Origin of the sequence: Tepidimonas sp. (assembly GCF_036824975.1) — a bacterium.
GTDB lineage: Bacteria > Pseudomonadota > Gammaproteobacteria > Burkholderiales > Burkholderiaceae_C > Tepidimonas.
Genome location: NZ_DAISZC010000008.1, coordinates 1 through 26,827 on the forward strand (window position 1 = coordinate 1; position 26,827 = coordinate 26,827).

Sequence of the window (26,827 nt, forward strand, 5' to 3'; positions counted from 1 at the left end):
TTTTTCCGTGCCGGTGGAGTCGATCAGGTCCGTATGGACGACGCGCGCGACCTCTTCGCTCTGGCGGCGCTCGACCCCAAGCTGTGGGCGGCGCTCGCCTGCCCGGTCCAGGGGCTGGACGTCGGGCCCCAGACGCTGGCGCTGCTCGATGCCGACGGTGATGGCCTGGTCCGCCGCCCCGAAGTGCTGGCAGCGGTGCAGTGGGTGTGCGAGCGCCTGGTCGATCCGGGGCTGCTGTTCGTCCCCGGTGACACCCTGCCGCTGGACGCGCTGGTGGCCAACGATGAAGGACTGGCGCTGCGCACGGCGGCGTGTGATCTGCTGCGCCGGCTGGGGCGCCCGGAAACCGAGCTGTCCCCCGCCGACTGGGCAGACGCGGCGTGCGTGTTTCCGGCTGACCAGCCCAACGGCGACGGCGTGGTGACACGCGAGTTGGCCCAGGCCATCGACGCCGGCGTGGTGCCATGGTTGGAACGCATTGGCATGGCCACCGGATGGGTGGCCGATCGCAGTGGGGGCGACGGTGTCGATGCCGCCGGGGTGCAGCGCTGCGCGGAGGCGGTGGCGGCGGTGCGGGCTTGGCGCGCCGTGCAGCCCGAGGGTTTGGCGCCCGTCTTCAGTGCCGCGCTGGCGGCCATGCAGGCCGTGGCCGCCAAGGTGGAAGACCACTTCGTGCGCTGCCAGCTGGCGGCGTTCGATGCGCGGGCCGCCGCCGCGCTGGATGTGCCGCTGCAGGCGCTACAGGCGCTGGCGGTCGGGCTTCTGGCGGCGGACCAAGCCGAGCTGACGGCGCTGCCGCTGGCGCACGTGGGCGCCGAGCCCGTGCTGCCGCTGCGGCAGGGGATCAACCCGGCCTGGCAGCCGGCCATCGAACGCCTGTATGCCGATGCGGTGCTGCCCCTGCTGGGTGAGCGCGACCACCTGACCCAGGCCGACTGGCAGGCGTTGCGCCAGCGACTCGCGGCGTGGGAGGCCTGGTGTGCCCAGCGTCCGCAGACCACGGTGGCTGACTGGGAGGACGCCATCCTGTCGGCGTGGGACGCCGAGCGCGTCATGGCCCGCATGGAAGCGCTCATCGGGCATGACCTGACGGGCGCGGCGTTGGCGCAGCGGCTCGATGCGTTGCAAAAGCTGGTGGTTTTGCGGCGGGATCTGGCGCGCGTGCTGCGCAACGTCGTCAACTTCGCCGACTTTTACGGGTCGGCGGACGGGGCCTTCCAGTGTGGGCGGCTGTTCATCGACCAGCGCGAGTGCCGCTTGTGCCTGCCGGTAAACGACGTCGTCGCGCACGCGCAGCTTGCGGGCTACAGTGGGCTGTACCTGCTGTACTGCCAATGCGAGCGTGCCGGTGAGGTGCCGCAGATCATCGTGGCGGCACTAACCGGCGGCGACGCACCGGACTTCATGGTGCCGGGCCGCAACGGGTTGTTCGTCGATCGCCGGGGTCGCGACTGGCACGCGCGCGTCATCAAGGTGGTGGAGAACCCAGTGAGCCTGCGGCAGGCGTTTTGGGCACCCTACCGGCGCGTCGTGCGGTTGGTGGGCGAGCAGGTACGCAAATTTGCGGCGGCGCGCGAGCAGGCGGTGCAGGCGCAGCTGGCCCAGCGCGTGGAAGGCGGCGCCGAGGCGGTGCAGAGTCCGCCTGCACGTCTGCCGGCGCAGTCGGCGTTCGACATCGCGCGCTTTGCCGGCATCTTTGCGGCGTTGGGGTTGGCACTGGGCGCTATCGGCACCGCGCTGGCCGCCCTTGTCACCGGTTTTCTGCAACTGGCCTGGTGGCAGATGCCACTGGTGATTCTGGGGGTCATGGCCCTGATTTCCGGGCCCTCGGTGGCGCTGGCCTGGTTCAAGCTGCGCGAGCGCAACATCGGCCCCCTGCTGGATGCCAACGGCTGGGCGGTAAATACCCGCGCCCGCATCAGCCTCGCGTTCGGGCGCCGCCTGACGGCTGTGGCTGCGCTGCCTGCGGGGGCGCAGCGGGGCGGCGCGGATCCGGACGCCGACCGCGGCCTGCACTGGGGGTGGATCGCCGCCGTGCTCGCGCTGGCGCTGGGGGCGCTGGCCTGGTGGGTCGGCGCATGGGTGTGGCCACCCATGCGCTGATGCCGGCGCTCAACGCCGCAGCATCCAGCGCAGCAGCCGGTCGGTCCACGGGCCATAAGGCGGCCGCACCCAGCGGTCGAACACCGCGCCAACCAGCGGGTGCTGCAGGTAGACCGCCTTCAGGTGCGAGAAGCGCTCGAACCCGTGACGCCCGTGGTAGGCCCCGATGCCACTGGGGCCGACACCACCAAAGGGCAGGCCGTGCTGCGGCTGATGCAGCATGCAGTCGTTGACGGTGACGCCCCCGCTGGTGGTGGCGCTCAGCACCCGCTGGATCGTGTCGGGGCGCTGACTGAACAGGTACAGCGCTAGCGGGCGCGGGCCGGCGTTGACGTGGGCAATGGCGGCGTCGAGGTCGCCGTCGTAGCCCAGCACGGGCAGCAACGGACCAAAGATTTCCTCCCGCATCAGCGCGCAGGTTGGTGGCGGGTCGAGTACTGCCACCGGCCCCATACGGTGACGGTTGGCGTCGCCCCATGGCGTGTCGCCTGTCATCAGGGGCACCAGTGTCGCCCCAGCAGCGGCCGCGTCCTCAGCCAAGCGCTGCATGCGCTGCCACGCCGCGCCAGACAGCAGTGCGCTGTAGTCCGGGTCGGCCAGTCCACGCGGCCAGCGCCGCCGCACACTGTCGCGCAGGGCCGTCACGAAGGCGTCGCGCTGCACCCGTGGCACCAGGCAATAGTCCGGTGCGATGCACGTCTGCCCCGCATTCCAGCCCTTGGCGCTGGCGATGCGGTCTGCGGCCTGTGCCACGTCGGCGTCGGCGGCGACGATGGCGGGTGACTTGCCGCCCAGTTCCAGCGTGACGGGGGTCAGGCGCGCGGCGGCGGCCTGCATCACCAGCCGCCCGACACGCCCCGATCCGGTGAACAGCAGATGATCCAGCGGCGCGGCTGCCAGTGCCGCCGCCACCTCAGCGCCCCCGGTGATCACACAGACCTCGTCGGGTTCGAAGGCCTGTGTCAAGACCCGCTGCAGCAGTGCCGCCGTGCGCGGCGCCAGCTCCGACGGCTTGAGCAGCACATGGTTGCCTGCCGCCAGCGCGTTGGCCAGCGGCGACAGCGTCAGCTGCAGCGGATAGTTCCACGCGCCGATGATGCCCACCAGCCCCAGCGGCTGCGGCACGATACGTGCCCGTGCCGGCCAGAACAGCGGGTTGACGCGCGCGGGCCGCGACCGCATCCAGTGCGCGACGTGACGGCGCAGATGCCGGATCTCATCCGCCAGTGGTGCCAGCTCGAGCAACCGGGTCTCGGTGGGGCTGCGCCCGCCGAAGTCGGCGTCGACGCACTCCACCCATTCGGTTGTGCGGTCCAGCACAGCCTCCAGCAGTCGGGTCAGGCGGGCGCGCCGCTGCCCAGCGGAGGTGGGTGCGGTGGCGCTCCACGCCGCGCGCATGCGTTCACATTGGGCCTGCAGCGCGGCGTGCAGATCGCCGGGGGGCAAGGCGCTGAAATCGTGTCGCCAGGCGTTCATCATGAGCATTGTGACGTGAACGGACCGGTCGGCGATCGGGGGAGGGGAACCGACCCTGGGCGGTTCCCGGACTCCCGGGGACCCCGGGGTCGCAGCCAATCTACACCCCCGGGGTTCAACCCGTCATCGCGGCGGCTGCCGCCGGCGCAATTCGGCTGCAGGCGCGCTCGGCCAGGGCGGTGATGGTCAAGCTGGGGTTGACGCCGAGGTTGGCGCCGACCACCGAGCCGTCCATCAGGTACAGGTTACGCTGGCCGAATACCCGGTGATGCGCGTCGCACACCACGCTGTCGGCGTCGGCCGCCATGACGGCGCCGCCCAAGCAGTGCGCGGTCATGGGGATGTGAAAGAGCACTTCGGGCAGCGACGCCATCGGCACCCCGCCGGTGGCTGCCGCGGCGCGCCGCGCGAAGCTCTCGGCGTCCGGAATGGCATGGGGCAGCGGTGCGCCGTGGCTGCGCAGACGGGGTGCAAACGGCCACCACCACGGGCGCTCCCAGCGCAGCGTCAGCGTGCCATCCAGCGTTTGCATGCACAGCAGGATCATCGATTCGCGCGCCCAGTGGCGGGGCCACAGCAGTCGGGCGGTGGCACAGGGCCTGCGCAGCACAGCGGACAGCAACGCCTTCATCCAGCCGGCGCGCGTGCCGTCGCCACCCATCATGGTCGACAGCAGCGCCATCGCGTCCGAGCCGGCAGGGTAGCGCGTGGCCTCGACGGTGGTGTGCGCATCGAGCCGGATTTTGGCGCCAATGGCGATGCCGCGCGACAGATCGACGGGGCTGTCCGGCCAGCGCACGCCAATCAGCGATTCGGCGTTGGTGCGCACGTGACGGCCGAGCGCGGACGACAGATATGGCAGATCACCGCGACGGCGTGCGTCCATCAGCAGCGCCTGGGTACCGAGTGATCTGGCGGCGCACACCACGGCCCGCGCGCGCAGCACCTGATGCCGCCGGTTGGCGTCGGCCGTGCCGATGGCGTGCACTGCGTAGCCGTGTGCCCCGCTGGGGTCGGCGGTACTGTCCGGGGCCGGCAATGGGACGATGCGCGTGACGCGCGTCTGCGCCCGCAGCACGGCGCCCTGGCGCTGGGCCAGATGCAGGTAGTTGCGGTCCAGCGTGTTCTTCGCCCCCACCCCGACAGCCCACCATGCACGCGCCACAGCCGGAGCAAGATGTGCGCGGCGGCCCCACACCACCGAAATAGGGGTCCGGGTGGAGGCGTCCTCCCTCGTGGTCATGGTCGTCGCCGAAAAATACCCCCACGTCGGTCAGGACCCAGGTGTCCTGCAGGCCGCAGGCCTGCGCCATCGTCAGCTGCCGCTCGTCCGCCGCTGCGGGGCGCCGATTCACGGTGACGCCAAGCATGCGCCGCGCCGTTTCGTAATGGGCGGGCATGATCCAGGACCAGTCGTCCAGTCCAGCCCAGGTGCCGTGCGACCACACTTCTGGTGGCGGCTCGAGCAGCGTGTTGGCATAGGTGACTGAGCCGCCGCCCACCGCGTTGCCGTGCAGCACCACAACGTAGCGAAACAGACGCAGACTGAAAAACCCGTGGCACCCCAGCGCCGGACGCCACAGCCAGCGGCGCAGCTGCCAGTTGCTGGCGGGAAAATCCTGCGGTTGCCAATGCCGGCCTTGCTCCAGCACCACCACGCGGTAGCCCTTCTCGGCCAGACGCAGCGCCGCCACCGCGCCGCCAAAACCCGACCCGATGATCGCGAAATCGACGTCGAACGCCTGCATGATCGCGATAGTGGGACAGTCGATAGTCGCCCCGCCAGCGGGGAAACCCGATACCGGGTTGGGGCTGTCGCGCCGCCGACAGGTAGGGTGCCGAACGCCGGCAGGCCCGCCGCGGCGTCGGTCGCACACGGTGGCAGACGCCGCCGCCCGTGGACTGGTCCTACAGGCACCGGCTCGCCTGGTGTGCCGGACCCGCTCAGGCGCCGACGGCGGCGTCTTCGCCCATTACCGCCGCCACCGTCCCCAGGTGGTGCAGCGTGTCGCCCCAGCTCAGTTCCAGCTGGGTGAGTGTCTTGAAGCAGTGGCTCACCACGTATTCGTCGGTGACGCCGATGCCGCCGTGCAACTGCACCGCCTGCTGACCGACGAAACGTGCCGATTGGCCCACCTGCACCTTGGCACGGGCCACCGCCTGACGGCGCTCGGCCTGCGGGGCATCCAGCTTGAGCAGCGCGTAGTAGGCCATCCCGCGGGCCAGCTCCAGCGCCATCTTCATGTCGGCTGCGCGGTGCCGCAGCACCTGGAAGCTGCCGATGGGCACACCGAACTGCCGGCGTGTGTTCAGGTACTCCACCGTCAGGGCCAGTGCGCGCTCCATCACCCCCACCGCCTGTGCACATGCCAGTGCGGCGCCCACGTCGGCTGCCCAGGCCAGTGCCGTCGCCCCATCGCCGGGCAGACGTTGGGCCGGGGTGGCGTTGAGGTGTAGGTCGGCGGCGCGGCTGCCGTCCTGCAGCGGATACGGTGTTGTGGCGATACCCGCGGCGCTGCGCTCCACCAGAAACAGCGCCACGCCGTCGGGCGCCCGGGCCGACACCAGCCAGGCCGCCGCCTGGTCGCCTGCCGGGACGACGTGCTTGCGGCCACTCAGCCGCCATGCGTTCCCGTCGGCGTTGGCCTGGCAGGCCACCTGCGGCAGGTCGTGGCGGCTGCGCCGCTCCAGCAGCGCCGGCACCACCAGGTCCCCCGCCGCCAGGCGCGGCAGCCAAGCCTGCGGCAGCGCGCCATCGGCGCAGTCCTGCAACAGGGCCGCCGCCACCCAGGTGGCGGCCAGCGGCTCCAGCAGCAGCGCTGTCCCCAGCGTTTCCAGCACCAGCAGTGCCTCTACCGGGCCCTGGCCCATGCCGCCGTGTGTCTCGGCAACGGTCAATCCGGTCAGCCCCAGATCGGTCAGGTCGCGCCAGATGCGCGCATCGAAGCCGCCGGCGGCGATGATGGCGCGGCGCTGCTCGAACGGGTAAGCGCGCTCGGCCCAGCGAGCCACCGCGTCACGCAACTGCCGTTGCTCGTCGGAAAAATCGAAATCCATGGTGCGTGCTCCGGTGTCTGGTGTGAAAAACACGGCTGCTTGGGGGACGGCTGCCTTCGTGACGCGGGTTTTATTCCGCATGATGAAAGTTACCCGAGCAGGGTTTGGGCGACGATGTTGCGCTGCACCTCGTTACTGCCACCGTAAATGGTGGTTTTGCGCATGTTGAAGTAGCGCGGCGCCAGCGGCGCCAGCGCAGCGTCGGCAGCCGCTACCGGCTGTCCGGTCAGGGCGGGCTCCAGGTAGGGCAGCGCCATCGGCCCGGCGACGAGCAGCATCAGCTCGGTCAGACGCTGCTGCACCTCGCTGCCTCGGATCTTCAGCAGCGCAGCGATGTCCAGCGCCGGCTTGCCCGAGCGCTCCGCCGCCAGCACGCGCAGCACCAGCATCTCCAGCGCCACGATATCGACCTCCAGCAGCGCGATCTGGTCGCGCACACGCGCATCGTCCCATATGCCTTCGGCCTGGGCCAGGCGCTTGAGGCGCTTGAGTTCACGCTTGCTGCGGTTGACGTCGGCGATGTTGGCGCGCTCGTGCGACAGCAGGTACTTGGCGATCGTCCAGCCCTGGTTTTCTTCGCCGATGCGCTGACTCACCGGCACGCGCACGTTGTCGAACCAGACTTCGTTGACCTCGTATTCGCCATCGAGCAGCCGGATCGGCCGCACGGTCACGCCTGGCGAGCGCATGTCGATGAGCAAAAAACTGATGCCGGCCTGTGGCTTGCCGTCGGTACGTGTGCGCACCAGGCAGAAGATCCAGTCGGCGTGCTGGGCCAGTGTGGTCCAGGTTTTCTGGCCGTTGACGACGTAGTGGTCGCCGTCGCGTTCGGCGCGGGTGCGCAGGCTGGCCAGGTCCGAGCCAGACCCCGGTTCGCTGTAGCCCTGGCACCACCAGACCTCGCCGCTGGCGATACCGGGCAGGAACCGCTGTTGCTGCTCCGGTGTGCCAAAGGCCATGATGACCGGCGCGACCATCACCGGGCCAAACGGCAGAATGGGGGGTGCGCCGGCTTCGGCCAGTGCCTCGTCGAACAGGTGTTGCTGCACCACCGTCCAGCCCGGGCCACCGAACGTGCGCGGCCAGCGGTACGCCAGCCAGCCCTGCCGCCCCAGCGTACGCGCCCAGCCTTGGATGTCCTCCTTGCTCAGGCGCAGTCCGCCCAGCACCTTCGCCGCCAGCGCGGGGTCTAGATGCGTGTCGATCCACGCCCGCACCTCGTCGCGAAACGCCCGTTCCTCGGGCGTGAACGCCAATTCCATCGTGCCGTCTCCTCAACGTCGTGGGATGGCGGTTTATGCCGCAAAGCCGCAGGAGACGCTGTCGGACCGGTGACAGCTCGTCGGCCGCGCCGATGCGAACCAGCGCGCGGCGTCGCGCCAGGGCGCCACGCGCAAGCCACCGGGGTGAGCGCGGGGTTGCGGGCCGGCTGGACGACGGCTTGCCGCTACACTGGCGCCATGGGCACATTCACCCCCCGTCATACGCCACCGGCGCGGCCGCTCGTCATCCTCATCTCCGGCACCGGGTCGAACATGCAGGCCATCGTGCGCGCCGCCGATCGCCAGCGCTGGGCCGAGCGCTTCGGTGCGGCGGTCGCGGCCGTCGTCAGCAACCGCCCCGACGCCAAAGGCCTGCAGTGGGCGCACGAACAGGGGGTGCCTACCGCCCTCGTCGATCACACCGCCTACCCCAGTCGGGAAGCGTTCGATGCCGAACTGGCCCACGTCATCGATGGCTTCGACCCGCAGGGCCGTGGCCTGGTGATTCTGGCCGGCTTCATGCGCATTCTCACGCCCGCTTTCGTGCAGCGCTACGAAGGGCGCATCGTCAACATCCACCCGTCGCTGTTGCCGGCGTTTCCTGGGTTGCACACGCACCGCCGCGCCATCGAGGCCGGGTGCCGCTTTGCCGGTGCGACGGTGCACCGCGTCACCGCCGAACTGGACCACGGTGAGTATCTGGAGCAGGCGGTGGTGCCCATCCTGCCCGGCGACACGCCCGAGACGCTGGCCGCGCGTGTGCTCACGCAGGAGCACGTGATCTATCCGCGCGCCATCGAGCGGCTGCTGGCGCTTTGAGCGGCGAGCTTCAGCGCAGCGCGTAGACCAGCCCGCCTGCCGCCACCAGCGCCACGGTGGCCCAGCCAATGCGGTCGATGTGCCGGCGCAGCTGGGCCTGCATGCGCTCGCCACCCAGGCGCACCAAGGCAGCCACCAGAAAGAAACGCGCGCCGCGCCCGATCAGCGAGGCCAGCGTGAAGGGCAGCAGCGGCATGGCCAGCGCCCCGGCGGCCAGCGTGAATACCTTGTAGGGGATGGGCGAAAAACCGGCAATGAACACCGCCCATGCGCCCCAGACGTCGAACCACGCCACCGCCTGCTGGTAGGGGCTGGCATAGCGGCTGGCCATCAGCCACGGCTCGATGGCGGCAAACGCCAGCGCCCCCAGCGCGTAGCCGATCAGCCCGCCCAGCACCGAGGTCCACGTCGTCAGCCATGCCAGCCGCCACGCTGCCTGCGGCTGGGCCAGCACCATGGGCGCCAGCATCACGTCCGGGGGAACGGGAAAGAACGACGACTCGGCAATGCTGAGCGCCGCCAGATAGCGCGGCGCGTGCCGATGCCGCGCCCACACCAGGGCGCGGTCGTAGAGCGCCTGAAAGCCCCACGTCACGATGACTTCTCCCCGGGCCGGTGTGTACCGGCCCATGTGCGGGGTGGCCTAATAATGGTCGTGTGGCCGACCATCAGGCTGACCCGTGAAAGACCAACCCGGCGTGTTCCCGCATGGCATGAAAGCGGATCTTGGGCCAGTTGGCCTCCACCGCGCGCAGCGTGGCGGCGTGGTCCAGCAAGATGGCGGGTGCCTCCACCGCGTCCCACGCCATGCGGTGCTGGTTGGCATCGATGAAGCGCTTGAGTTCGGCCTCGCCGCCGTTTTCCGGCGGGCAGGTCACCCAGCGCACCACGTGATAAGGGCTGCTCGTGATGCGCGCCTTCACCCCATACTCGGTTTCCAGCCGGTGCTGTACCACATCGAACTGCAGCTGCCCCACGGCACCCAGCAGCAGCACCGACCCCACCATCGGCCGGAAGACCTGGATGGCGCCTTCTTCGCCCAGCTGCTGCAGCCCTGCCTTGAGCTGCTTGGTGCGCAGTGGGTCCGCCACCTCGACGCTACGGATGATTTCGGGCGCAAAAAACGGCAGCCCCGTGAACTGCAGCGCCTCGCCCTCGGTCAGTGTGTCGCCCAGTTGCAGCAGCCCGTGGTTCGGGATGCCGATGATGTCGCCCGCGTAGGCCTCCTCCAGCAGCTCGCGCCGCTGCGACAGGAACGACACCACCGTGTTGGGTTTGAACTCCTTGCCGGTGCGCGTGATGCGCAGCTTCATGCCGCGCTCGAAACGTCCGCTGGCCACGCGCACGAACGCAATGCGGTCGCGGTGTGCCGGGTCCATGTTGGCCTGGATCTTGAACACCACGCCGCTGAACTTCGGTTCGGTGGGGGCGACCTCGCGCTGCAGCGCGGGCTTGGGGCCGGGCGGCGGTGCCAGATCCACCAGCGCGTCCAGCACCTCCTTGACGCCGAAGTTGTTGATCGCCGAGCCAAAAAACATCGGCGTTTGCATGCCGGCCACAAAGGCCGCATGGTCGAAGACCGGCGTGGCGCCTTCCACCAGCTCCAATTCGTCGCGCGCCTGCTGCCATTCCAAGCCGAAGCGCTGTGCAATGGCCGGATGGTCGCGGCCCGCCAGAATCTCCTCGTCGCCACCGCGGCGGTCTTCGCCCGGGGTGAACACCCGCATCTGATCCGCGCGCCGGTCCCACACGCCATGGAAGCGTTTGCCCATGCCCACCGGCCAGGTAAACGGCACCACCGTCATGCCCAGCTCACGCTCGATCTCGTCCAGCAAGTCCAGCGGCGCCTGGACCTCGCGGTCCATCTTGTTGATGAAGGTCAGAATGGGCGTGTGGCGCGCGCGGCACACCTGCAGCAGACGCCGCGTCTGTGGCTCCACGCCGTTGCCCGCGTCGATCACCATCAGCGCCGCATCCACTGCGGTCAGCACCCGGTAGGTGTCTTCCGAAAAGTCTTGGTGCCCTGGTGTGTCCAGCAGGTTGATCACGCAGTCGCGGTACTCCATCTGCATCACCGAGCTGGCCACCGAAATGCCGCGCTGCTTTTCGATCTCCATCCAGTCGCTGGTGGCGTAGCGTGCAGCCTTGCGCGCCTTGACGCTGCCGGCAATGTGGATGGCTCCCGAAAACAGCAGCAGCTTTTCGGTCAGCGTCGTCTTGCCCGCGTCGGGGTGGGAAATGATGGCAAAGCTGCGCCGGCGGCGCACCTCGGAAGCGATATCTGGCATGGGGCGCGATTATCCGGCACCGCCATCGCCGCGCGGCGGCGGGCCTGGCCATCGTGCCGCAGTCCCTGCAGGACAATTCGTCCATGAGCAAGATACCCCGTTCCTCCCGGACTCCGGCCAGCCGACGTTCGAACCCCCTCAAGGGGCACAGCCGCCCGGTCACGCCGCTGGAGCTGGCCGCGGGACTGTTGCAGCAGACGGTGCGCTTCCAACAGCCGCCCGACGCGCTGCTGGCACAGGCGCTGCGCGGTCCTCAACGTCTGGGGGCGCGTGCACGCGCGGCCGTGGGCGATGCGCTGTTTGCCGCGCTGCGCGACCTGCCACGCTGGTGCTGGCTGCGCCAGCGTGTGCGAGGGGAGGGTGTCAGCGAGGTCGACGTGGCGCGTCTGCGTGACGATGCGGCAGCATGCCGCGACATCGTGGCGCTGGCGTGGCCCGGCGAGGCGGTGGACGTGCTGGGGGCCAGTGCAACGGATGCCGGGCCCGATGCCCTGGCGGCACGGTCCGCCGCCGAGAGGCTGCCCGCCGCGCCCGAGCCCGAGCCGGTGCGGCTGGGCTTGCCGGGGTGGTTGATTGAGCGCCTGCGCGCCGCTGTGGGGGATGAGCTGGCGGCGCTGGCCGACGCGCTGCGCGCTCCCGCCCCGCTGGATGTGCGCGTCAACGCGCTACGCGCCAAGCGCGACGCGGTGCTGACCGAACTGCGTGCCGCTGGCCTGCCGGCCGAGCCCACGCCGCACGCACCCTGGGGCCTGCGCCTGCCCGCACGCACGCCGCTGCAGGCGCAGCCCGCCTGGGTGTGGGGCCATCTGGAGGTGCAGGACGAGGGGTCGCAGCTGATTGCCGCGCTGGTGGGCGCGCGCCGCGGCGAAACCGTGGCCGATTTTTGCGCCGGCGCGGGCGGCAAGACCTTGGCACTGGGGGCCGACATGCGCAATACGGGTCGGCTGTACGCGTTCGACACTGTAGGGGCGCGGCTGCAGCGCCTGCAGGAGCGCCTGCAGCGCGCGGGGTTGACCCATGTGCATCCGATGACGCTCAGCCACGAGAACGACCCGCGCCTGCAGCGCCTAGCCGGCAAAATCGATCGCGTGCTGGTGGATGCGCCGTGCAGCGGCCTGGGGACGCTGCGCCGACACCCGGAGCTGAAGTGGCGCCACTCCCCGCAAACCATCGCCCAGATGGCGGCGCTGCAGTTGCGCATCCTGACCGCGGCTGCCCAGCTGGTGCGACCCGGCGGGCGTCTGGTCTACGCGACCTGCAGCTTGCTGCCGGAGGAGAACGATGCTGTTGCGCAGGCATTCCAGCGCGCCAGCGACGGCGCGTTCGAGCTACTGGACGCGGGTGAACTGCTGGCCGCGGCGCGGGTGTCGAGGGCCGACGCCGTGACCGCCGACGGGGCGCTGCGGCTGTGGCCACACCGGCATGGTACCGACGGCTTCTATGCCGTGGCGTGGCGGCGGCGCTAAGCGGTGCCCTGATGGTTGCCGCGTGCTGGTGCGAGTGGCGGGACTCGAACCCGCACGGCTTACGCCTCAGGATTTTAAGTCCTGTATGTCTACCGATTCCATCACACTCGCCAGCCCGTGCCGGGTGCGGCGGCCGATTCTAATCGGCACGGCGGCCGGCTGCAGCGCCCCGTTGCCGCACGCCCGCGCCCGGCTCCAACCGGGTTTGCCCCGGTGATCACAGGCCCTGGTCGTACAATACCGTTTTTGCGACGGATCCCGATCATGAGCCACGACCACCCTCCGTTCGAGATCCACGTGCACGGCGATATCCCGTTGCGTGACGACGTGGACTACACCCACATCCAGGAGGCGCTGCGGCCGCTGTGGAGCTACGTCGGTGCCCGCTCGCTCATCGACGCCGCCGCCAGCGCCTACGAGGAAGAGCCGGGCATCCGATTCGACACCAACGAACGGGTGTTGCACCTGTGCTGGACCATCGAGGGCGGCGAGGATTTCCGCCTGGCCATCGAAGAGGCGTGCATGGGCCTGAACGACATCGCCGCTACCGGTGCCGCGATCGAGGTGTCGTTCTACGACCTGGAATTTGACGAGGAAGAAGCGCCGCCTGATGCCGAGGCGCGCGATGACTTCCTGATGTGCTTCGTGGGGCCGACGCCAGCGGCCATCATGCAGGTGCAGCGCGACCTGCTGGTGCAGGATGTGGTCAACCTGATGGAGCGCCATTTCGACGCTTCCGAACTGGGTGGCGTCGTGCAGGCCATCGACCAGCTGTTTGCCAACCGCTTCGACGCTATGGTCAACTCGCTGCAACTGGGCAAGCCGCCGCGTGGTGGCGGTGGTCACGGCGGACCGCGCAAGCCGCGTCACCTGCACTGAAATCGCCGGCCCCCGGCTTGCCGCCTAGCGCCCGTGCGCCGGGACAGTTGTCCCTGAGCGGTGACCAGTGCCTCCGCATCCAAATGGGTGCCGCGCAGTGCGCTGCAAAGCGCCGGCCCCGGGCGCGGCCGGGCGACCGGCCGACCAGCCGCTGCGGCGGAGCTGACGGACTCAGGCGAGCGTCACCGCAATGCCCTTGAGCTCGCCGCGCGCAATGCGCTGGCGCCACTCGGCCGGGCCGCTGTCGTGCACGCTGGTACCGCTGGCGTCCACCGCCACCGTCACCGGCATGTCCTGCACCTCGAATTCATAAATGGCCTCCATGCCCAGATCTTCGAAGGCCACGACGCGCGCGGCTTTGATGGCTTTGGCCACCAAATACGCAGCGCCGCCCACCGCCATCAGGTAGGCACTGCGGTTGTCGCGGATGGCTTCGATGGCGACCGGCCCGCGCTCGCTCTTGCCGATCATCGCAATCAGACCGGTCTGCTCCAGCATCATGCGGGTGAACTTGTCCATGCGCGTGGCCGTGGTCGGGCCAGCCGGGCCCACCACCTCATCACGCACCGGGTCCACCGGACCCACGTAGTAGATCACGCGGTTGGTGAAGTCCACCGGGAGTTTTTCGCCCTGGGCCAGCAGGTCGGCGATACGTTTGTGCGCCGCATCGCGACCGGTCAGCATCCTGCCATTGAGCAGCAACTTGTCGCCGACCCGCCACGACGCCACTTCCTCTCGCGTCAGCGTGTCCAGGTTGACGCGGCGCGCGCTTTTTGTGTCCGGCGTCCAGGTGACGGCGGGCCAGTCCTGCAGCCGCGGTGGCTGCAGCTTCGCGGGGCCACTGCCATCCAGGTGAAAGTGCACGTGGCGCGTGGCCGCGCAGTTGGGGATCATGGCCACCGGCAGGCTGGCCGCGTGCGTGGGGTAGTCCAGAATCTTGACGTCCACCACCGTGGTCAGGCCCCCCAAGCCTTGGGCGCCAATGCCCAGTGCGTTGACCTTCTCGTACAGCTCCAGGCGCAGATCCTCCACGCGGCTGAGCGTGGCACCGGCCTTCTTGCGGTCGATCAGCTCGTGGATGTCCACCGGTGCCATTAGGGCTTCTTTGGCCAGCAGCATCGCTTTTTCGGGCGTGCCGCCGATGCCGATGCCCAGAATGCCCGGCGGACACCAGCCCGCGCCCATCGTGGGCACAGTCTTGAGCACCCAGTCCACGATCGAGTCGGACGGGTTGAGCATCGCCAGTTTGGACTTGTTCTCCGAGCCGCCGCCCTTGGCCGCGCAAATGACCTCGATGCCGTCGCCGGGCACGATTTCATAATGCACCACCGCCGGGGTGTTGTCGCGGGTGTTCTTGCGCGCGCCGGCCGGATCAGCCAGCACCGAGGCACGCAGCGGATTGTCCGGGTTCAGGTAGGCGCGCCGCACCCCTTCGTTGACCATCTCCTGCACGCTCATGGTGGCGTCGGGCCAGGTCACGTTCATGCCCACTTTCAGGAACACCACCGCGATGCCGGTGTCCTGACAGATCGGGCGGTGGCCTTCGGCGCTCAGGCGCGAGTTGGTCAGGATCTGCGCGATCGCATCCTTCGCCGCCGGGCTTTGCTCACGCTCATACGCCTGGCCTAGCGCCTGGATATAGTCCACCGGGTGGTAATAGCTGATGTACTGGAAGGCGTCGGCGATCGACTGGATCAGGTCATCTTGGCGGATGGCGGTCATGATGGGGTTCCTGGTGGCGTGGGGGGCGCGCCGCCGTCGGCGGGCGCGGCCAAGTGTCAGTGGCGGTCGCTGTCGTCGTCGTCCGCCGGGTGGTGGATCAGGCGCTCGGTCAGCGCGATGGCCAGCGCACTGAGCAGGAAGATGCCGTGGATCACGGTCTGCCACAGCAGCACCTTCTCGGTGTAGTTGGCGGCGTTGATGAAGGTTTTGAGCAAGTGAATCGAGCTGATGCCGATGATGGCCGTGGCCAGCTTGACCTTGAGCACGCCGGCGTTGACGTGGTTGAGCCACTCGGGCTGATCGGGGTGGCCTTCTAGCCGCAGGCGGCTGACGAAGGTCTCGTAGCCACCCACGATGACCATGATCAGCAGGTTGCTGATCATCACCACGTCGATGAGCGCCAACACCACCAGCATGATGATGGTCTCGTTGAGGCCGTCGAGCGACTTATCCGGCACGTAGCCGATGCTGGTGACCAGCTTGTCCAGCGCAGCGGTGTTGCCGAATGCCGCCTCGATCAGATGCACCAGCTCCACCCAAAAGTGATAAACGTACACCGTTTGCGCCACGATCAGGCCGATGTACAGTGGCAACTGCAGCCAGCGGCTGGCGAAGATCAGCTTGGGCAGCGGGGCGATGGGCTTGTGCATGGACGACATGATTGGCGGTGCGCTCCACGAACGAACACCTGCCGATTGTAGAGTCCCCTTCCGTAAGACCTTTGTCAGATGTCCGCTGCACAGTGCCTGGCTGTTCCTGAATCGCTACCTTGTCCTGAGGAGACCTGAACATGGCTGAATCGTCCGCTGCCATCGCTTCCATGCTGGTGGAAAACCGTGTCTTCGAGCCCAACCCGGCGCTGGTGGCGCAGGCGCGGGTTGCGGGTATGGATGCCTACCGTGCGTTGTGCGAGGAGGCCGAGCGCGACTTCGAAGGCTTTTGGGCGCGGCGTGCCCGCGAGCTGTTGGTGTGGCACAAGCCCTTCACCCAGGTGTTGGACGAATCGAACAAGCCGTTTTACAAGTGGTTCCAGGACGGAGAACTCAACGCCTCGTACAACTGCCTCGACCGCCACATGGGCACCCCGGTCGAGCACAAGACCGCCATCATCTTCGAGGCCGACGACGGGACAGTGACCCGCGTCAGCTACCGCGAGCTGCTGGCGCGCGTCAGTCAGATGGCCAACGCGCTGAAGTCGCTGGGTGTGCAGAAGGGTGACCGTGTCGTCATCTACATGCCGATGACGATCGAGGGCATCGTCGCCATGCAGGCATGCGCGCGCATCGGCGCCACGCACAGTGTGGTGTTCGGGGGCTTTTCGGCCGGCGCACTCAAGGACCGAATCCAAGACGCGGGGGCGGTGGCGGTGGTCACGGCCAACTTCCAGATGCGCGGCGGCAAGGAACTGCCGCTCAAGAGCATCGTCGATGAGGCCATCGCCATGGGAGGCTGCGAGTCGGTGCGCCATATCGTCGTCTACCAGCGCACCCCCAGCGCCTGCAACATGGTGGCGGGCCGTGACGTGTGGCTGCACGAGCTGCTGGCCGATCAATCCACCGAGTGCGCGCCCGAGATCGTCGGTGCCGAGCACCCGCTGTTCATTCTGTACACGTCGGGCTCCACCGGCAAGCCCAAGGGCGTGCAGCACTCTACCGGCGGCTACCTGCTGTGGGCCAAGCAAACCATGCTGTGGACCTTCGACCTGAAGGACAGCGATGTGTTCTGGTGCACCGCCGACATCGGCTGGATCACCGGCCACTCCTATGTCGCCTATGGTCCGCTGGCGGCCGGCGCCACGCAGATCGTCTTCGAGGGCGTGCCCACTTATCCCAACGCCGGGCGCTTCTGGCAGATGATCGAGCGCCACGGCTGCACCATCTTCTACACCGCGCCCACCGCCATCCGCTCGCTGATCAAGGCGTCGGATACCGACGAGAAGGTGCATCCGAAGAACTGGAACCTGTCGACGCTGCGCATCCTGGGCTCGGTGGGCGAGCCGATCAACCCCGAGGCATGGATGTGGTACTACCGGCACGTCGGCGGCGAGCGCTGCCCGATCGTCGACACCTTCTGGCAGACCGAGACCGGCGGCCACATGATCACGCCGCTGCCCGGGGCCACGCCGCTGGTGCCGGGGTCGTGCACTCTGCCGCTGCCGGGTATCTTCGCGGCCATCGTGGACGAGCAGGGCAACGACATGCCCAACGGACAGGGCGGCATTTTAGTGGTCAAGAAGCCGTGGCCGTCGATGATCCGCACCATCTGGGGGGATCCGGAGCGCTTCAAGAAGAGCTACTTCCCCGACGAGCTCAAGGGCTACTATCTGGCCGGCGACGGGGCCGTGCGTTCCGAGGATCGCGGCTACTTCCGCATTACCGGCCGCATCGACGATGTGCTCAACGTCAGCGGTCACCGCATGGGGACGATGGAGATCGAGTCGGTGCTGGTGGCCAAGACCGACTTGGTGGCTGAGGCGGCGGTCGTAGGCCGTCCAGACGACCTGACGGGTGAGGCGATCGTGGCCTTCGTCGTGCTCAAGCGCCCGCTGCCACAGGGTGACGAGGCCAAGGCCATCGCCAATGAGCTGCGCAACTGGGTCGCCAAGGAGATCGGCCCGATTGCCAAGCCCAAGGACATCCGTTTCGGCGAAAACCTGCCCAAGACGCGCTCGGGCAAGATCATGCGGCGGCTGCTGCGCGCCATCGCCAAGGGTGAGGCCATCACCCAGGATATCTCGACGCTGGAGAATCCGCACATCCTGGAGCAGCTGGCGCGCAACAACTAAGGCGCGCGTGCCTACCCGCAAAAAGCCCGCCGTGCGGCGGGCTTTTGTGTCTGTGCAACCGCGGATACCGGCCCACACCGAGCATCCGGCCGGCACCGGATGACGCTCGTGTCGTTACACGATGCAGCGGCAGCTGTGATGGTGTCGCCTCACTTGAGGCTCAGCACCCAGGCGGCCAGTTTTTTGGCCTCGGCATCGCTGACCTGCGGGTTGGCCGGCATCGGGATCGCGCCCCAGACACCGGAGCCGCCCTTTTGGATCTTGGTGGCCAGCATGTCGGCGGCTTTGGCATCGCCGGCGTACTTCTTCGCGATGTCCTTGTACGACGGGCCGACGAGCTTTTTGTCGGTGGCGTGGCACGCCATGCAGTTCTTCGCCTTGGCCAGCGCTTCGTCGGCCAGGGCGGGGCCGGAGACGGCGGCCAGCGCCGCCAGGGTGAGCAGAGCACGTTTCATCACATTGATCTCCAGGTGAAAGGAAAACAGCGGGTTCGGCGTGTGCCATTGTAGTGGGGCGCCTTTCGGGCACAATGCCTTTTTACAGCTTGTTGCAATCGATACAGGGTCGTGCGGCGCCGGCTGCGGCACGGTGCCGATGCGCCACGGGAGACGAAGCCATGGCCTTTTTGTTGCTGGGTGTGATCCTGCTGGGACTGAAATGGGCCGGCGTGGAGCCGGTGGCGTCCCTGGCCTGGGGCTGGGTGCTGGCGCCATTCGGGGCGGCGGTGCTGTGGTGGTGGTGGGCCGACTGGTCGGGCTACACCAGCCGCAAGGCCATGCAGCGCGAGCAGGCCCGCAAAGCAGCGCGGCAGGCCAGGGCGCGTGACGCGTTGCGCCCGCCGACCTCGCGCTCCTAAGAGCCACGCCCCGGGCGTGGCCGCCAGTGTGGGCCGCGTTGTGGCACGCGGGTCGCTTGAGCCCGGCGCGGATGGGGCGTGGCTGACGGGTGCCGGTGCCAGCACGTCGGTGCCGGTATCGCCCCGCCCAGTCGATGCGTGGCGATGGCGTTACTGGCACAATTCCCGCCAGCTGCTGCGGCTGCTTTGAATGACCGCAGGTCGGCAGCTGTAGCCGGGTGCGTTGTGTCCAGCGCCGCTTTCCCCAAGCCCCTTTGCTTACTGTTTCAGACCATGCCCACCTATCGCTCCCGTACCACCACCCACGGCCGCAACATGGCCGGCGCACGCGCCCTGTGGCGTGCCACCGGCATGCAGGACGGCGACTTCGACAAGCCCATCATCGCGGTGGCCAACTCGTTTACCCAGTTCGTGCCCGGCCATGTGCACCTGAAGGACCTGGGGCAGCTGGTGGCGCGCGAGATCGAGGCCGCCGGTGGCGTGGCCAAGGAGTTCAACACCATTGCGGTGGACGACGGTATCGCGATGGGCCACGACGGCATGCTCTACTCGCTGCCCAGCCGCGAATTGATCGCCGACAGCGTCGAGTACATGGTCAACGCGCATTGTGCGGACGCGCTGGTGTGCATTTCCAACTGCGACAAGATCACCCCTGGCATGCTGATGGCGGCGATGCGCCTGAACATTCCGGTGGTGTTCGTCTCGGGCGGGCCGATGGAAGCGGGCAAGGTGCGGCTGGCGGTGCCGGGTGAGCAGACGGTGCAGATCAAGAAGCTCGACCTGGTGGACGCGATGGTGATGGCGGCTGACCCGCACGTGGGCGACGCCACGGTGGCCGAGGTGGAGCGCTCGGCCTGCCCGACCTGCGGCTCGTGCTCGGGGATGTTTACCGCCAACTCGATGAACTGCCTGACCGAGGCGCTGGGCCTGAGTCTGCCGGGCAACGGCACGATGCTGGCCACCCACGCCGACCGCGAGCAGCTGTTTCGCCGCGCCGGGCGGCTGATCGTCGAGCTGGCACGACGCTACTACGAGCAGGGCGACGAGTCGGTGCTGCCACGCTCCATCGCCACCTTCGAGGCGTTCGAAAATGCCATGTCGCTGGACATCGCGATGGGTGGCTCCACCAACACGGTGCTGCACCTGCTGGCCACGGCCCATGAAGCGGGCGTGCCGTTTACCATGGCCGACATCGACCGCCTGTCGCGCCGCGTGCCGACATTGTGCAAGGTGGCGCCCAACACCAACAAGTACCACATCGAGGACGTACACCGCGCCGGCGGCATCATGGGTATCCTGGGCGAGCTGGACCGCGCCGGTCTGCTGCACCGCCATGTGCGCACCGTGCACAGCCCTACCCTGGCCGACGCCCTGCAACACTGGGACGTGATGCGCCAGCCTTCGCCCGAGGTGGAGCTGTTTTATCGTGCGGGGCCGGCCGGGATTCCGACCCAGGTACCGTTTAGCCAGGACACCCGCTGGCCGTCGCTGGATCGGGACCGCCAGCAGGGCTGCATCCGCAGTGTTGAGCACGCGTACTCGCGCGACGGCGGACTGGCCGTGCTGTACGGCAACCTGGCCGAGCGCGGCTGCATCGTCAAGACCGCTGGTATCGACGAGAGCATGTTCGAGGTGGAGCAGCTGCGCTACACCACCAGCGTGCCGACATCGGTGTTGCGCGTCTTCGAAGGTCCGGCGCGCGTGTTCGAGAGCCAGGACGAGGCGGTCGAGGCCATTTTGGGTGACCGCGTGCAGCCGGGTGACGTGGTCGTTATCCGCTACGAGGGTCCCAGCGGTGGCCCCGGCATGCAGGAAATGCTGTACCCGACCTCGTACCTGAAGTCTAAGGGGCTGGGCAAGGTGTGCGCGCTGCTGACCGACGGCCGGTTTTCCGGGGGGACCTCGGGGCTGTCGATCGGCCACGTCTCGCCCGAGGCGGCCGCCGGGGGCACCATCGGACTGGTGCGCGACGGCGACCGCATTCGCATCGACGTGACGGGGCGCTCCATCCAGCTGATGGTGGACGAGGCCGAACTGCAGCGCCGCCGCGCCGAGCAGGATGCGCTGGGCTGGAAACCGGCCAAGCCGCGCGCGCGTCGGGTCTCCACGGCGCTGCAGGCCTACGCGATGATGGCGACCTCGGCTGACCAGGGGGCGGTGCGCGATCTGGGGCGGCTGAGCCGGTCGTGAATGGGAGCGGATGTTCGCCAGCGATCACGGCTCGGCCACGGCGCGCGTGCGCTGGCGCAGCCGCCATGCCGTCTGCAGCGCCGGCACCAACACCAGCAGCTCTTCAGGCGACAGTTCGGGGAACCGATCCCGCAACACGACCGGGATGTGGTGCGTCAGCGCCTGTCCACCGATGCCTTGCCGGGGGTCGAGAAACGGCACGCAGAGGGTCAAGGCTTCCTCGAAAATGGCGCGAACACGGTGGTGCTGGCGGCGTTCGGTCGCGGCGGTCATCAACCTTCCTCCTGTATGACAAGACGGTGCATTTTCGGTGACGTCGGCAATGCGTGGCAAGGCGCACGGGCGGGGGGCGGGCTATGTTGATCCATCCCGGCTTCGATCCGGTGGCGTTGCGCGTTGGGCCGCTGGCGGTGCACTGGTACGGCCTGATGTACTTGGTCGGCTTTGCCCTGTTCTGGTGGCTGGGCCAGCGGCGGCTGCGTCACAAGCCGTACCACACCCTGGGCTGGCAGGGGCGCGACGTGGAGGACATGCTGTTTTGGGGCGTGCTGGGCGTCATCGTCGGCGGACGGCTGGGGTATGTGCTGTTCTACCAGCCGCTGACCTATCTGGCCCAGCCCTGGCGCGTGTTCGCGGTGTGGGAAGGGGGCATGAGCTTTCACGGCGGGCTGCTGGGGGTGTTGGCGGCGATGGCGCTGTGGGCACGGCGCCAGCGTCGGTCGTGGCTGCAGGTGATGGACTTCGTGGCCCCTTGTGTGCCAGCGGGGCTGGCGGCCGGCCGTATCGGCAACTTCATCAATGGCGAGCTGTGGGGCCGGGTGGCGTCGGCCGATCTGCCGTGGGCGATGGTGTTTCCGGCCGCGGGGCCCGAGCCGCGCCATCCGTCCCAGCTCTACCAGGCCGGCCTGGAGGGCCTGACGCTGTTTCTGCTGTTGTGGTGGTGGGCGCCGCGCGCGCGTTACACCGGTGAGGTGTCGGCGGCGTTTTTGGTGGGCTACGGCAGCTTGCGTTTCGCGGCCGAGTATTTCCGCGAGCCAGACGCGCATCTGGGGCTGCTGTCGCTGGGCCTGAGTATGGGGCAGTGGCTCAGTCTGCCGCTGATCGTCTGCGGTGTCGTGCTGTGGGCCTGGGTGCGCTGGCGCGCGCCGCAGCTGCGGTGATGCCGCGCCCGGCAGCGCAGCGCCGGTGTCGGACGGCGATACGCGGTGCCGACGCCGTAGGGGATGGAGGAGAGCAACGATGACAGACAAGCCGCAGACCAACCTGTACGCGGCCCTGCGTGATGCCTTCCCGGCGGCGCTGGACGGCTGGGCCATCGAGACCGACGCGGGGCTGATCTACACCTGGCGCGATCTGGATCGCGGCAGCGCGATGATCGCCAACGAGCTGGCGGCGCGTGGCTTGGAGCCGGGTGCGCGCCTTGTGGCGCAGGTGGACAAATCGGTCGAGGCGCTGATGCTGTATCTGGCCGCTTTGCGTGCCGGGCTGGTGTATGTGCCGCTCAACACCGCGTACCCGCCAGCCGAGATGGCGTACTTGATCGATAACGCGCAGCCTGCGGCGGTGGTGTGCACGCCGCAGCACTTTGGCTGGGTCAGCAAGCTGGCGTTTCGCGCCGGGGCACAGGTGGTCTACACACTCGGCACCGATCGCCAAGGCACGCTACTGGAGCGTGCGGCCCACCGCAGCGACATCCAGTCGCCGGTGCCGGTGGGGATGCAGGCGCTGGCGTCCATCATCTACACCAGTGGCACCACCGGGCGCAGCAAGGGAGCGATGCTCACCCACGGCAACCTGCTGGCCAACGCGCAGATACTGCGCCAGTACTGGGACTGGCGGGCGGACGACGTGCTGATTCACGTCCTGCCCATTTTTCACGTGCACGGCCTGTTCGTCGCGGTGCATGGGGCCTTGCTCAACGGCAGCCCGATGCTGTGGGCGGCCCGGTTCGATCCCCGCACCGTGCTGCAGTGGCTGCCGCGCGCCACCGTGTTCATGGGGGTGCCGACGCTGTATACCCGGCTGCTGGGTGAGCCGGAACTCACGCCCGAGCGTTGCGCGCGCATGCGGCTGTTCATCTGCGGCTCGGCGCCGCTGCTCATCGACACCTTCCGTGCCTGGCAGCAACGCACCGGGCACACCATCCTGGAGCGCTACGGCATGAGCGAGACCATCATGCTTACCTCCAACCCCTGCGGGCCGGACGTGCGCTACGGCGGGCAGGACGAGCGCCGCGGCGGCACGGTCGGCTTTCCGCTGCCGGGGGTGGAGCTGCGTATTGCTGACGCGGCGGACCGGCCGCTGCCCGCCGGTGAGGTGGGGGGCGTGCAAGTGCGTGGGCCCAGCGTTTTTCAAGGCTACTGGCGCATGCCTGACAAGACGGCCGAGGATTTCACCGCAGACGGCTGGTTTCGCACGGGAGACGTTGGCTTCATCGACACACGCGGCTACGTCACGCTGGTCGGGCGCAGCAAGGATGTGCTCATCAGTGGCGGCTACAACGTCTATCCGGCCGAGGTCGAAGGCGCCATCAACGAGCTGCCGGGTGTTGCGGAAAGCGCCGTCATCGGCGTGCCGCATCCCGAGTGGGGGGAAGTGGGGCTGGCACTGGTCATCCCTCAGCCTGGCGCCACAGTGCAGCCCGACAGGGTGCTGGCGGCCCTGCGCGGGCGGCTGGCCAGCTACAAGATCCCCAAGCGCTGCGTGGTCGTGGACGAGCTGCCACGCAACGCCATGGGCAAAGTGCAGAAAAACGTCCTGCGCGAGCGCTGGCGCGATGCCGCGGCGGCATCGTGACGCCCCCTGCGGCCTTGGCGTTGCTTATGCGCCGTTGCCCGTCCCGGGCTCTGCCCGGCGATGCCGCGCGCTCCGGGGGCGCGGTGTCAGCGCAGCACCAGCACGGGGGTGTGGGCGTGGGTCAGCACCTGCTGCGTTTCGCTGCCCAGCAGCAGTCGTTTCAGGCCGCGCCGTCCGTGTGAGGCCATGACGATCAGGTCACACTTATGGCGCTTGGCGGCGGCGACGATGGCTTCCGCGACCAGGTCCGATTTGACCGTCAGCGGCTTGACCTTGACCTGGCGCTGCTGGCCCAGCAGTTTGACGGCTTGCACCGTCTGCCGCGCTTCGTCGGCCCACTGCTGTTCGATGCGGCGCACCTCGTCGGTGCCCAGCGCGATGCCCCCCTCGTAAAACGTCTGTGGATAGCGGGGTACGACGCGCAGCGCCACCACTTCGGCGCCGGTGAGATCGGCCAGAGCCAGGGCGTGCTCGACCGCCCGCTCGGACAGCGGCGACCCATCGGTGGCTACCAAAATGCGCTGATACATCGGACACCTCCTGTGCTGGCGACGGCGGCGAGGCGCCCACCCTGTGCCGCGGTTACTGGGACATCCCAGCCGACGGGCAGACTACCACTGCGGTGGTCGGTGGGCTTGACATAGGTCAAGCCGGTGCGTGGCGGGATCGGGTACCGTTACATGATGGCTGAGATCGACCCTGCGTCCCACACCCCGCTGCGGCCGGCGGCCGAGGCCGGTGATGGCGCCGGTGCAGTGGCGGCGCCGTGGGTGCCGCACCGCGGGCTGCTGACGGTGGACGACGACTTCAGCGTGCTCGACGATCCCCTGGAGCAGCGTGACTTTTCCCAGCCGGTGGAGGAGGGGGCCGGGCAGCCCGTGCAGGAGTCGGTGCTGATGGTGCAGGGCATGTACTGCGCCGCCTGTGCCGACACCGTGGAGGCCGCGCTGGTGGCGCAGCCTGGCGTGCTGCAGGCCCACGTGCACGCAGCGACGCGGCGCCTGGTGTTGCGCTGGGATCCGGCGCGCGTGCGCCTGTCGGACCTGGCGCGGGCGGTGGGTCGCAGCGGTTACCGCCTGTTGCCGATGCGCCAGGCGCTGGCCGTCAGCGCGCGCGTGCAGGAGACGCGCAAGGCGTTGTGGCGCCTGTTCGTCGCTGGCTTTTGCATGATGCAGGTGATGATGTACTCATGGCCCGAGTACGTCACCGAGCCGGGTCAGATTCCGGCCGACATCGTGCAACTGCTGCGCTGGGCGTCTTGGGTGTTGAGCCTGCCGGTGATGCTGTTTGCCAGCGGACCATTTTTCGCCAGCGCGTGGCGCGACGTGCGACAGGGCCGCGTCGGCATGGACGTGCCGGTGGCCATCGGCATCGCCGTCACGTTCGTGGTCAGCAGTCTGGCGACATTCGAACCGGATGGTCCGTGGGGTTCGGACATCTGGTTCGACTCGCTGACCATGTTCGTATTCTTCCTGCTCGGCGGGCGTTATCTGGAATTGAAGCTGCGCGACCGCACCGCCGGGGCGCTGGATGCGCTGATGAACCGGCTGCCCGAGCAGGTGCAGCGCGAACGCGCCGACGGCACGCTGGAGCGCGTGTCACTCAAGCGCCTGCAGGTGGGCGACGTGCTGCGCATCGAGGCCGGGCAGGCTTTTCCGGGCGATGGCACGGTGCTCAGTGACGCGGCCACAGTGGACGAGGCGCTGCTGACCGGTGAGTCCCACCCGGTGACGCGCCGGCAGGGTGACACCGTGGTGGCTGGCAGCTACAACCTGGCCGGCACAGTGCGTGTGCGCATCGACCGGCTGGGGCGGCAGACGCGCTATGGCCAGATCGTCGCGCTGATGGAGCAGGCCAGCACCGAGCGTCCGCGGCTGGCGCGGCTGGCCGATCGCATCGCCGCGCCCTTCCTCGGGCTGGTGCTGTTGGCGGCGGCCCTGTCGGCGTGGGTATGGTGGTCGGTGGACCCGCACCGGGCGGTGGCCACGGCCGTGGCGGTGCTCATTGTTACCTGTCCGTGTGCACTGTCGCTGGCCACCCCGGCTGCGATGCTGGCCGCCGCGGGTGCCTTGGCGCAGCGCGGCGTGCTGACGCGTCGGCTGCAGGCGTTCGAGGCGCTGGCGTCGGTTGACACAGTGGTGTTCGACAAGACCGGTACCCTGACCCAGGACCGCGTCGTCGTGCACGAGGTGCGCACGCGCCGCGGCTGGGAGGCCGGGCAGGCGCTGCGCGTGGCGGCACGCTTGGCACAGGCGTCGCTGCATCCGGCGTCGCGCGCGATCGTGGCGCGGGCAGGCACTGCTGTCGAGGCCCCTTGGCTGGTGCAGGAAGTGCCGGGACGAGGGCTGACGGCGCACGACGAGCACGGGCACCGCTGGCGCCTGGGCTCTGCTGTCCATTGCGGGCTGGATGAGGCCGCGCTGGCCGCAACCGGACGCGCCGTGCCCGACCTGCCGTGTGCGTACCTGGCCGATGAGTCCGGATGGGTGGCCACCTTCGTGCTCGACGAAGGGGTGCGACCGGACGCGCGCGCTGCCGTGGAGCGCCTGCGCGTGTTGGGGCTGAGCGTGTGGCTGCTGTCCGGCGACCGCCTGGAGGCGGCCCAGCGCGTGGCGCGTCCCCTGGGCATCGAGCAGGTCATCGCGGGAGCCAGTCCGCAAGACAAACTGGCCGCCGTGCAGCGCTGGCAAGCCGAGGGCCATCGGGTGGCGATGGTCGGCGACGGCATGAACGACGCGCCGGTGCTGGCGCGGGCGGACGTGTCGTTTGCGCTGGGACACGGCGCGCCCCTGACGCAGACGCGCGCGGACTTCGTGGTGCAAAGTGCGCGCATGACCGATGTCGTTGCGGTGCTGGAGCACGCGCGTGCGACGCTGCGGGTGGTGCGCCAGAATTTGGCCTGGGCGGCTGGCTATAACGCCATCGCGGTACCGCTGGCCCTGATGGGCTGGATGCCGCCCTGGGCGGCTGGCTTGGGGATGGCGGCCAGCTCGCTGCTGGTCATTGGCAACGCGATGCGGCTGTCGCGGCTGCCTGCGGCGCGGCCCGCCCCGGAACCGGAGGGCGCCGCCACAGCGTCGGCGTTTGTGCCCCGGCCAGAAGCCACCGCCCGAACCATGTGAGGGACG

The 26,827-nt window shown here is 68.7% G+C and carries 20 protein-coding genes, 1 tRNA gene and 1 pseudogene; 10 read left to right on the forward strand and 12 right to left on the reverse strand.

The genetic code is table 11. From position 1 onward, the window contains the following. The coding region (locus tag V7Z54_RS01905; protein ID WP_334133948.1) for a hypothetical protein at positions 1-2,103 on the forward strand (2,103 nt) is incomplete at its 5' end. Between the two features lie 9 nt (positions 2,104-2,112). Here the strand turns inward: V7Z54_RS01905 and V7Z54_RS01910 are convergent. The 4 genes and pseudogenes from V7Z54_RS01910 to V7Z54_RS01925 all read right to left on the reverse strand — a co-directional run bounded on the left by V7Z54_RS01910 (position 2,113) and on the right by V7Z54_RS01925 (position 7,898). Next, complete coding sequence (locus tag V7Z54_RS01910; protein ID WP_334133950.1) at positions 2,113-3,579, reverse strand: aldehyde dehydrogenase family protein; 1,467 nt, start codon at positions 3,577-3,579, stop codon at positions 2,113-2,115. Between the two features lie 115 nt (positions 3,580-3,694). After that, positions 3,695-5,327, reverse strand: a pseudogene (locus V7Z54_RS01915) (GMC oxidoreductase). A 196-nt stretch (positions 5,328-5,523) separates the two neighbouring features. Beyond that, positions 5,524-6,636, reverse strand: a complete 1,113-nt coding sequence (locus V7Z54_RS01920; protein WP_334133952.1) for an acyl-CoA dehydrogenase family protein — start codon at positions 6,634-6,636, stop codon at positions 5,524-5,526. 89 nt (positions 6,637-6,725) lie between these two features. Next, a complete protein-coding gene (locus V7Z54_RS01925; protein ID WP_334133953.1) occupies positions 6,726-7,898 on the reverse strand; it encodes an acyl-CoA dehydrogenase family protein in 1,173 nt (390 codons plus the stop codon). 198 nt (positions 7,899-8,096) lie between these two features. Here V7Z54_RS01925 and purN point away from each other — a divergent pair, with 198 nt between their 5' ends. Then, a complete protein-coding gene (gene purN / locus V7Z54_RS01930) occupies positions 8,097-8,717 on the forward strand; it encodes a phosphoribosylglycinamide formyltransferase (protein ID WP_334133954.1) in 621 nt (206 codons plus the stop codon). 10 nt (positions 8,718-8,727) lie between these two features. Here purN and V7Z54_RS01935 read toward each other — a convergent pair whose 3' ends face one another. Continuing rightward, entirely contained in the window at positions 8,728-9,312 is a 585-nt protein-coding gene (locus V7Z54_RS01935) for a YqaA family protein (protein ID WP_334133956.1), read from the reverse strand. Between the two features lie 73 nt (positions 9,313-9,385). Continuing rightward, positions 9,386-11,005 carry a peptide chain release factor 3 gene (locus tag V7Z54_RS01940; protein WP_334133957.1) on the reverse strand — a complete coding sequence of 540 codons (1,620 nt, stop codon included), beginning with the start codon at positions 11,003-11,005 and terminating at the stop codon, positions 9,386-9,388. Between the two features lie 83 nt (positions 11,006-11,088). On the opposite strand from V7Z54_RS01940, the gene V7Z54_RS01945 reads away from it, so the two are divergent. Then, entirely contained in the window at positions 11,089-12,471 is a 1,383-nt protein-coding gene (locus tag V7Z54_RS01945) for an RsmB/NOP family class I SAM-dependent RNA methyltransferase (RefSeq protein WP_334133959.1), read from the forward strand. A gap of 26 nt (positions 12,472-12,497) precedes the next feature. Here V7Z54_RS01945 and V7Z54_RS01950 read toward each other — a convergent pair. Further along, positions 12,498-12,582, reverse strand: a tRNA-Leu gene (locus V7Z54_RS01950). A 153-nt stretch (positions 12,583-12,735) separates the two neighbouring features. On the opposite strand from V7Z54_RS01950, the gene V7Z54_RS01955 reads away from it, so the two are divergent. Further along, on the forward strand, positions 12,736-13,350 hold the full coding sequence (locus tag V7Z54_RS01955; protein WP_334133961.1) for a DUF6806 family protein: 615 nt from the start codon (positions 12,736-12,738) through the stop codon (positions 13,348-13,350). A 171-nt stretch (positions 13,351-13,521) separates the two neighbouring features. Here the strand turns inward: V7Z54_RS01955 and V7Z54_RS01960 are convergent, their stop codons facing one another. Both V7Z54_RS01960 and V7Z54_RS01965 read right to left on the reverse strand, forming a co-directional pair. Next, positions 13,522-15,072 (reverse strand): fumarate hydratase, encoded by a 1,551-nt coding sequence (locus tag V7Z54_RS01960; protein WP_334133963.1) that lies wholly within the window; start codon positions 15,070-15,072, stop codon positions 13,522-13,524. A 56-nt stretch (positions 15,073-15,128) separates the two neighbouring features. Beyond that, positions 15,129-15,722: a TIGR00645 family protein gene (locus V7Z54_RS01965; protein WP_443082404.1), complete on the reverse strand. Its 594-nt coding sequence runs from the start codon at positions 15,720-15,722 to the stop codon at positions 15,129-15,131. A 140-nt stretch (positions 15,723-15,862) separates the two neighbouring features. On the opposite strand from V7Z54_RS01965, the gene acs reads away from it, so the two are divergent. Next, a complete protein-coding gene (acs, locus tag V7Z54_RS01970) occupies positions 15,863-17,857 on the forward strand; it encodes an acetate--CoA ligase (protein WP_334133966.1) in 1,995 nt (664 codons plus the stop codon). 149 nt (positions 17,858-18,006) lie between these two features. On the opposite strand, the gene V7Z54_RS01975 is transcribed toward acs, so the two are convergent. Continuing rightward, positions 18,007-18,312 (reverse strand): c-type cytochrome, encoded by a 306-nt coding sequence (locus V7Z54_RS01975; protein WP_334134000.1) that lies wholly within the window; start codon positions 18,310-18,312, stop codon positions 18,007-18,009. A gap of 161 nt (positions 18,313-18,473) precedes the next feature. On the opposite strand from V7Z54_RS01975, the gene V7Z54_RS01980 reads away from it, so the two are divergent. Next, positions 18,474-18,713, forward strand: coding sequence for a TIGR04438 family Trp-rich protein (locus V7Z54_RS01980; RefSeq protein ID WP_334133968.1), 240 nt, complete (start codon positions 18,474-18,476; stop codon positions 18,711-18,713). Between the two features lie 273 nt (positions 18,714-18,986). Then, positions 18,987-20,903: a dihydroxy-acid dehydratase gene (gene ilvD, locus V7Z54_RS01985; protein WP_334133969.1), complete on the forward strand. Its 1,917-nt coding sequence runs from the start codon at positions 18,987-18,989 to the stop codon at positions 20,901-20,903. A gap of 24 nt (positions 20,904-20,927) precedes the next feature. Here the strand turns inward: ilvD and V7Z54_RS01990 are convergent, their stop codons facing one another. Then, positions 20,928-21,176 carry a hypothetical protein gene (locus tag V7Z54_RS01990; RefSeq protein WP_334133970.1) on the reverse strand — a complete coding sequence of 83 codons (249 nt, stop codon included), beginning with the start codon at positions 21,174-21,176 and terminating at the stop codon, positions 20,928-20,930. 83 nt (positions 21,177-21,259) lie between these two features. Between V7Z54_RS01990 and lgt the strand changes: the two genes are divergently transcribed. Both lgt and V7Z54_RS02000 read left to right on the forward strand, forming a co-directional pair. Next, a complete protein-coding gene (lgt, locus tag V7Z54_RS01995) occupies positions 21,260-22,063 on the forward strand; it encodes a prolipoprotein diacylglyceryl transferase (RefSeq protein WP_334133971.1) in 804 nt (267 codons plus the stop codon). Between the two features lie 79 nt (positions 22,064-22,142). Next, on the forward strand, positions 22,143-23,699 hold the full coding sequence (locus V7Z54_RS02000) for a malonate--CoA ligase (RefSeq protein ID WP_334133972.1): 1,557 nt from the start codon (positions 22,143-22,145) through the stop codon (positions 23,697-23,699). An 86-nt stretch (positions 23,700-23,785) separates the two neighbouring features. On the opposite strand, the gene V7Z54_RS02005 is transcribed toward V7Z54_RS02000, so the two are convergent. Further along, the gene (locus V7Z54_RS02005; protein ID WP_334133973.1) at positions 23,786-24,229 is read right to left on the reverse strand and encodes a universal stress protein; all 444 of its coding nucleotides are present in this window, start codon (positions 24,227-24,229) and stop codon (positions 23,786-23,788) included. Positions 24,230-24,382: 153 nt separating this feature from the next. Between V7Z54_RS02005 and V7Z54_RS02010 the strand changes: the two genes are divergently transcribed. Further along, a complete protein-coding gene (locus V7Z54_RS02010; protein ID WP_443082406.1) occupies positions 24,383-26,821 on the forward strand; it encodes a heavy metal translocating P-type ATPase in 2,439 nt (812 codons plus the stop codon). Positions 26,822-26,827 lie beyond the last annotated feature (6 nt).

Coding starts and splice junctions, on each gene's coding strand:
- V7Z54_RS01965 (WP_443082404.1), bottom strand. CDS start 15,722: ATGCACAAGCCCATCGCCCCGCTGCCCAAGCTGATCTTCGCCAGCCGC.
- V7Z54_RS02010 (WP_443082406.1), top strand. CDS start 24,383: ATGGCTGAGATCGACCCTGCGTCCCACACCCCGCTGCGGCCGGCGGCC.
- V7Z54_RS02000 (WP_334133972.1), top strand. CDS start 22,143: ATGACAGACAAGCCGCAGACCAACCTGTACGCGGCCCTGCGTGATGCC.
- V7Z54_RS02005 (WP_334133973.1), bottom strand. CDS start 24,229: ATGTATCAGCGCATTTTGGTAGCCACCGATGGGTCGCCGCTGTCCGAG.
- V7Z54_RS01925 (WP_334133953.1), bottom strand. CDS start 7,898: ATGGAATTGGCGTTCACGCCCGAGGAACGGGCGTTTCGCGACGAGGTG.
- lgt (WP_334133971.1), top strand. CDS start 21,260: ATGTTGATCCATCCCGGCTTCGATCCGGTGGCGTTGCGCGTTGGGCCG.
- acs (WP_334133966.1), top strand. CDS start 15,863: ATGGCTGAATCGTCCGCTGCCATCGCTTCCATGCTGGTGGAAAACCGT.
- V7Z54_RS01960 (WP_334133963.1), bottom strand. CDS start 15,072: ATGACCGCCATCCGCCAAGATGACCTGATCCAGTCGATCGCCGACGCC.
- purN (WP_334133954.1), top strand. CDS start 8,097: ATGGGCACATTCACCCCCCGTCATACGCCACCGGCGCGGCCGCTCGTC.
- V7Z54_RS01955 (WP_334133961.1), top strand. CDS start 12,736: ATGAGCCACGACCACCCTCCGTTCGAGATCCACGTGCACGGCGATATC.
- V7Z54_RS01945 (WP_334133959.1), top strand. CDS start 11,089: ATGAGCAAGATACCCCGTTCCTCCCGGACTCCGGCCAGCCGACGTTCG.
- V7Z54_RS01920 (WP_334133952.1), bottom strand. CDS start 6,636: ATGGATTTCGATTTTTCCGACGAGCAACGGCAGTTGCGTGACGCGGTG.
- V7Z54_RS01910 (WP_334133950.1), bottom strand. CDS start 3,579: ATGAACGCCTGGCGACACGATTTCAGCGCCTTGCCCCCCGGCGATCTG.
- V7Z54_RS01990 (WP_334133970.1), bottom strand. CDS start 21,176: ATGACCGCCGCGACCGAACGCCGCCAGCACCACCGTGTTCGCGCCATT.
- V7Z54_RS01975 (WP_334134000.1), bottom strand. CDS start 18,312: ATGAAACGTGCTCTGCTCACCCTGGCGGCGCTGGCCGCCGTCTCCGGC.
- ilvD (WP_334133969.1), top strand. CDS start 18,987: ATGCCCACCTATCGCTCCCGTACCACCACCCACGGCCGCAACATGGCC.
- V7Z54_RS01940 (WP_334133957.1), bottom strand. CDS start 11,005: ATGCCAGATATCGCTTCCGAGGTGCGCCGCCGGCGCAGCTTTGCCATC.
- V7Z54_RS01980 (WP_334133968.1), top strand. CDS start 18,474: ATGGCCTTTTTGTTGCTGGGTGTGATCCTGCTGGGACTGAAATGGGCC.